The sequence below is a fragment of the Sulfitobacter sp. HI0040 genome, from assembly GCF_001634885.1.
Lineage (GTDB): Bacteria > Pseudomonadota > Alphaproteobacteria > Rhodobacterales > Rhodobacteraceae > Sulfitobacter.
The window spans coordinates 1-4,838 of the sequence record NZ_LWEX01000105.1 but is presented as its reverse complement, the minus strand read 5'-3'; the positions used below and the strand labels follow the sequence as shown (position 1 = coordinate 4,838).

At 65.0% G+C, this 4,838-nt stretch carries 5 protein-coding genes; 2 read left to right on the top strand and 3 right to left on the bottom strand.

All coding sequences use genetic code 11. From position 1 onward, the window contains the following. Together A3728_RS07885 and A3728_RS07880 are read right to left on the bottom strand one after the other, a co-directional pair. The coding region (locus A3728_RS07885) for an AMP-binding protein (protein WP_236630439.1) at positions 1 to 867 on the bottom strand (867 nt) is incomplete at its 3' end. 176 nt (positions 868 to 1,043) lie between these two features. Further along, the gene (locus A3728_RS07880) at positions 1,044 to 1,427 is read right to left on the bottom strand and encodes a c-type cytochrome (RefSeq protein ID WP_067921820.1); all 384 of its coding nucleotides are present in this window, start codon (positions 1,425 to 1,427) and stop codon (positions 1,044 to 1,046) included. A 160-nt stretch (positions 1,428 to 1,587) separates the two neighbouring features. Here A3728_RS07880 and A3728_RS07875 point away from each other — a divergent pair, with 160 nt between their 5' ends. Next, positions 1,588 to 3,690 carry a 4Fe-4S binding protein gene (locus A3728_RS07875; protein WP_067921817.1) on the top strand — a complete coding sequence of 701 codons (2,103 nt, stop codon included), beginning with the start codon at positions 1,588 to 1,590 and terminating at the stop codon, positions 3,688 to 3,690. After that, a complete protein-coding gene (locus A3728_RS07870; RefSeq protein ID WP_067921815.1) occupies positions 3,687 to 4,565 on the top strand; it encodes an FAD:protein FMN transferase in 879 nt (292 codons plus the stop codon). The genes A3728_RS07875 and A3728_RS07870 overlap by 4 nt, the downstream gene beginning before the upstream one ends. Positions 4,566 to 4,586: 21 nt before the next feature. Here A3728_RS07870 and A3728_RS07865 read toward each other — a convergent pair. Further along, positions 4,587 to 4,838, bottom strand: a 252-nt coding sequence (locus tag A3728_RS07865; RefSeq protein ID WP_269084899.1) for an SRPBCC domain-containing protein, incomplete at its 5' end; no start/stop codon positions are given.

The window sequence follows — 4,838 nt, the reverse complement described above, 5'->3', positions numbered from 1 at the left end:
GATCTTGGCCCCGGCAGGTAGGCTCAGCAGGAAGAGAGGATGCGTCGCCGTCACGTGAAAGAGCGGCGTGACCACCAGCGCGGAGGGGCGGGGCGGGGGCGGCGCGTCGGGTGCGGGCGGGTCGACCAGCGGTGCGATGACAGATTGCATCAGCCAGCTGAAGACGGCGTTCACCGCGCCCCGGTGGGTCTGCACCACCCCCTTGGGATGGCCCGTGGTGCCGGATGAATACATGACCGCGAAGTCATCATCGGTATCGATCGTCACTTCGGGGGGCGTCTCGGCCGTATCCGCATCCCGCAGCGTGGAATAGGAATGCTCTGCGGTCCCTTCGGCATCGCGCACACCGATGACCGTGAGCGCCAGCGGATCTGTCAGCGGTGCCAGCCGTTCGGCGCGGGGGCCATCGGCAAAGACAACCCGCGCGCCCGAATCGCGCAGCGCGTAGTCCAGCTCTTCGGTCGTCCACCATGCATTGAGAAAGACGACCACTCCACCCAGCGAGGATATCGCCAGCACGCAGGTCAGCAATTCGGGATAATTGCGCATCGCCACGGCGACCCGGTCGCCCTGCTTCAGCCCGAAAGTATCGCGCAACTGGTGGGAGACGCGGTTGACCTCTGCGCAGAAGGCGTCGAAGGTCCAGCTCTCGTCTCGGTACTGGAGATAGGTCCATGCCCCGTCGCCATGGTTTGCCCGGCCTGCGGGCAACAGGGCGGGTACATGGGGCGGAATGTTCTGGAACGCCTTGACCGTGACGCCCCGCACCTCGGTCTCGGCCACGGCGAAGACGGGATTGGTGGCGAGGATATGTGCCACGGCGTCCTGCGGCGACATGGCTCCGGCGGCTGCGGCCTCTGCTGTCATCTGGTTCCTCCCCGGCGGTCGTTTGCAGGGGCGGTCCATCTGGCCGCCCACGACTCTCCGAGGGAGACTAGGCGCTAAAGTTCGCTCTGCCAATACCGCAGATCGGAACGTCGTTTCGCAACCCCGGCAGGCATCGCCCCAAGCTTCCCGCGAAGGGCCACCCGCCTTGCGGCAGGTCAGTCGAAGGTAGCGAGATAGTCGATTACGGCGGACACGTCCTCTGGCTTGCGCAGGCCGGAAAAGGACATTTTCGTGCCCGGTACGACTTCGCGCGGCTTGGCAAGGAACGCGGCAAGCGTTTCGCGATCCCAGGTGAGCCCTTCAGCCGCCAATTCGGCCAAGGCATCGGAATAGGCGTAATCGGCATCGCGGGCCGCCGCTGCACCCACGATCCCGTTAAGCGCGGGCCCAACGCGTGCCTTGGCCTCCGGCCCTACGTTGTGGCAGGCGTTGCACTTGCGAAAGACCTTTTCGCCCTCTGCAACGTCCGCCCGGGCGGCGCCCGTCAGAGTCGCCGCCGCGAACGACAGTGCGAGGGTAAAGCGGTATGTTCGGTTCATTTCATCCTCCCGTCATGATGCGGCCAATGGCCTAACCCGGGGCCGCGACCCGCCCCAATAGGACGATGGTAGATATGACCAAGGGCGGTGGCGCCCGCCCCGAGGCAGCCGGTACGAAGGTCGCATGGAGCGGGCGCGTAGGCGTATCTAGGCTGGCCGCATGAAAGCGCCACCGTTCCGTTTCGCATGGGTCTGGGCTGCCGTTCTGGCGGCCGCTATGTGGAACGTCGCCAATGCGGAGCCGCTGCCGCGCGAGGTGCTGGAACGCTATGTCGCGCCGCCCATGTCGCTGGGCGAGCCGGTGAACGATCAGGGTGTCTGGCAATTGCTGAACTCCGGCGGGGCGGAGGCCGGCTATGTTTTCGAGACCGAACCGATGGCCCCGCTGCCCGGCTTTTCCGGCGCACCGATCAACGTGCTGGTGGTACTGGATCTTGACGGTCGTTTTCTCGACGTTCAGCTCATATCGCACAATGAACCGATCTTTGTGTCGGGTCTGGGCGAGGCGCCGTTCCACAAGTTCTTCGAGCAGTATCGCGGGCATTCCATCTCCGACAGTCTCGTGGTGGGGACGCCCTACGGCGAAGGCTCGGACGGCAGCGCGCTGGTCTATCTCGACGGGGTGACCAAGGCGACCGCTTCCGTCCGGATCGCGCATGAAAGCGTGCTCGCCGCCACTCTCAAGGTCGCGCGGGAAAAGATGAGCGGGGTTTCCACCGGGCCACCGGCCTATCCCGACCCGGAATATACAGAGGATCTGACGTGGGACGACCTTGTGGCCCAGGGTATTGCCCGGCGGGTTCAGGTCAGCAACGCCGAGATCGACGCGGAATTCGCGGGTACCCTATGGGAGGACGACGATCCCGAAGCGCAGGAGGACCCCGATGGCCGCTACCTCGACCTCTGGATCGTGGACATCGGCCCGCCCAGCATCGCCCGCGCCGTGCTGTCGGAAAGCAGCCTGAAGGAGTTGCAGGGCTTCACTTCGATCGCAACCAATGATGAGCCGATCCTCGTGATCGAAACGGGGCGTCACGGGCTGGTGACGGAGGAGTTCATCCGCAACACTTCGCCCGATCTCATCAGCGCCGAACAGGGCGGCTTTCCCGTCGCCCTGCGCGATGCGGATATCTACATTGAATTGAACGAGGACCTGCCGGAGGAGTTGCACGATGGCGCCGCCCTGATCCTGCGGACGGACAGGCGGCTGGGGTTCGATCCCACCGCGGACTGGATACTGAAGGTGAAGGCCTTGCGCGAACACGGCGTGTTCCAGCCCGAGATCGGTTCCGTCACGCTTGACGCGCCCCATGTGACCGACGCGCGTTTTTTCAAACGACCCGAGGTGATCAAACCCACGCCGCCATGGCTCGATGCGCTGCGCAACCGGGCGAGCGACATGATCGTGCTGGCGGTCTTTCTCGTGGGGCTGCTCGCTCTGCTGGGGCCGGGGTTGAACCGGCTGGCGGGCCATCGGCATTTCACCGCGATCCGGCTGGGTATCCTTGCCTTTATGACCGGCTTTGTCGGATGGTGGGGGCAGGGGCAGCTTTCCATTGCCACGCCGCTCGGCGTTCTGCGCACGGCGACCGAAGGGGGGTCTTTCGCCTTCCTGCTCTACGATCCATTTTCGCTTGCGATCTGGGGCGTGACGATTCTGGGTTTCATCCTGTGGGGGCGCGGTCTTTTCTGCGGCTGGCTATGCCCCTTCGGTGCCCTGCAGGAGTTCGCGCATCACATCGGCCGGGTGCTGCGCATTCCGCAGGTGGATGTGCCGGACAGGCTGGACGATTATCTCAAATGGTTGAAATACGTCGTGCTCGCCGGGCTGGTGGTGATCCTCTTTGCCTTGCCGGGCTGGGTCGACAAGGCGATCGAAATCGAACCTTTCAAGACGGCGATCACCACGTTTTTCATCCGCGAATGGTATTACGTGGCCTATGCGGTCGGGCTTTTGCTGCTGTCCATGGTGCTGTTCAAGGGGTTTTGCCGCTATGTCTGCCCGCTGGGCGCGGTCATGGCCATCGGTGGGCTGATCCGCACCCGCAAGTGGATCGACAGGCGGCCCGAATGCGGCTCTCCCTGCCAGCTGTGCAAGGTGAAATGCGCCTACGGCGCGATCAAGAAAACCGGGGAAATCCAGTATTCGGAGTGTTTTCAATGCCTCGACTGCGTCACGATCCACGACGACCCGCGCAAATGCGTCCCCCTGATCATCGCGTCGCGGGGGCGGCGGACCACGCAAAGGGTGGCTGCTGAATGACCCTGACACGCCGACGTTTTCTGACAATCTCCGCCGCTTGTCTTGCCGCCGCGCCCGGTCATGCGGCCACTGCGCGATGGCAGGGGCAGGCCATGGGGGCGGAGGTTTCGATCACGCTGAAAGGGCCGGAAGCGGTGACCGCCCCCGCGCTGGTGGAAGCCCGGGCGATGCTCCACCGGATCGAGGCTGAATTCAGCCTCTACGATGCCGGTTCGGCCCTGTCCCGGCTGAACCGGACGGGGCGGCTCGACCGGCCTTCGCCGTTGTTTCTGGACCTGATGGAAGCGAGCGATGGGGTGCACCGGGCGACCGGCGGGCTCTTCGATCCGACAGTTCAGCCGCTTTGGCAGGCCATCGCCACGGGCCGCGACCCGGATGCGGTACGGGCCGCAGTGGGTTGGGACAGGGTGCATTTCGATCCGGGCGCCGTGACCCTCGGCCCGGGGCAGGCGCTGACCTTCAACGGGATCGCGCAGGGGTTCGCGACCGACTGCATCGCCCGCCTGCTGGACGCACGAGGGCTGGGCGATACGCTGGTCAATATGGGAGAGTTCCGGGGGAGGGGCGGCCCGTGGCGCATCGGGCTTGCCGACCCGACCTTCGGGCTGATGGGGACGCGGAGCTTGCGCAACGGCGCAATCGCGACCTCCAGCCCCGCCGCGATGCTGTCCGACAGGGGCGGGCATATCCTGCATCCGGGCCATGCTGCACAATGGTCCACCGTTTCCGTCGAAGCCGAAGACGCCACCACGGCGGACGGCTTTTCCACCGCCTTCTGCCTGTCGCCCATTGGAGTGATACGCGGGGCTGCCGGACGCCACGGAATCCGGCGTATCACACTGATCGACACGGCGGGGGATCTGACGACCCTCTGAGAGCGGGTTCCGCGCTGCGCTTCAGGCCTTGGCCTTGCGTCCGAACCATCCACGTTTGGTAGGCTCCGCCGGGGGTTCCTGCGCATCGGTCACGGTTTCTTCGGCCGGTGGCGCGCCCACGGCATCGCGGAAGTTGTTGAAGAACTGGTCGGCCATCTTCTTGGCAAAGCCGTCGATGATCCGGCTGCCCAGTTGTGCCAGTTTGCCGCCCACCTTCGCTTCGACGTCGTAGTGCAGCAGGGTCTGGCCATCCTTCTCTTCGAGCCGCACGTC

Coding starts and splice junctions, on each gene's coding strand:
- A3728_RS07880 (WP_067921820.1), bottom strand. CDS start 1,427: ATGAACCGAACATACCGCTTTACCCTCGCACTGTCGTTCGCGGCGGCG.
- A3728_RS07875 (WP_067921817.1), top strand. CDS start 1,588: ATGAAAGCGCCACCGTTCCGTTTCGCATGGGTCTGGGCTGCCGTTCTG.
- A3728_RS07870 (WP_067921815.1), top strand. CDS start 3,687: ATGACCCTGACACGCCGACGTTTTCTGACAATCTCCGCCGCTTGTCTT.